This window comes from Oleiphilus sp. HI0043, assembly GCF_001634935.1.
This window is the reverse complement of sequence record NZ_LWEY01001317.1, coordinates 1-702: the sequence shown is the minus strand read 5'-3', so window position 1 is coordinate 702 and position 702 is coordinate 1. Positions and strand designations below refer to the sequence as shown.

The following is a 702-nucleotide window of genomic DNA, read 5'->3' as shown; positions in this document are numbered from 1 at the left end:
ATTGTCACCAACGCCTTGCTACAAACTAGTGCAGAAGATGTCTACGCCTTAGGTGACTGCGCAGAGATCGAAGGGCAGGTCAGACTCTACGTGCTGCCACTAATGACCTGCGCACGCACCTTAGCGAAGACTCTGACCGGCACACCGAGCCAGGTAAGCTTCGGCATCATGCCGATAGCAACTAAAACACCCGCCTGCCCCGTCGTCGTTTGCCCACCTGCCAGTGCTTCAGGCCAATGGCGCTTCGAACAAGATGGCCTGAATATTTGTGGTCGTCATTATAACGAGCAAGACTGTTTGGATGGTTTTGTACTAACTGGGCAACGCTGTGTTGAAAAACAAGCGCTAGTTAAAGAGCTCAGTAGTCTTTAAGCTAAAGACTCCCTGAATTAGGCGCTTTGTTTAAAACTCAACAAAGCGCGATTAATAAAGTGAGTCATGATCATGCAAGACGTACTACAACAACTCATCGATGTCCTTCAACTTAAGCAACTCAACAACTTAGTCTTTGAAGGTTGCAGCGAAGATTTGGGCTTCAAAAATGTATTCGGTGGACAGGTCTGTGGTCAAGCACTGATGGCGGCTTATCAAACAGTCGATCAACTCAGCGCTCACTCAATGCATGGCTACTTTTTACGCCCAGGGGATCATTCTCTACCAATTCAGTACGAAGTGCAGATTATTCGAGACGGTAGTTCTTTC

Annotated in this window: 1 protein-coding gene and 1 pseudogene; both read left to right on the top strand. The window is 47.6% G+C overall.

The genetic code is table 11. The annotated features are described in order from the left end of the window. A pseudogene (locus tag A3729_RS33200) lies at positions 1-372 on the top strand (FAD-dependent oxidoreductase); the annotation flags it as partial. A gap of 72 nt (positions 373-444) precedes the next feature. Continuing rightward, a partial coding sequence (locus tag A3729_RS17590; RefSeq protein ID WP_197475899.1) for an acyl-CoA thioesterase II occupies positions 445-702 on the top strand: 258 nt, incomplete at its 3' end.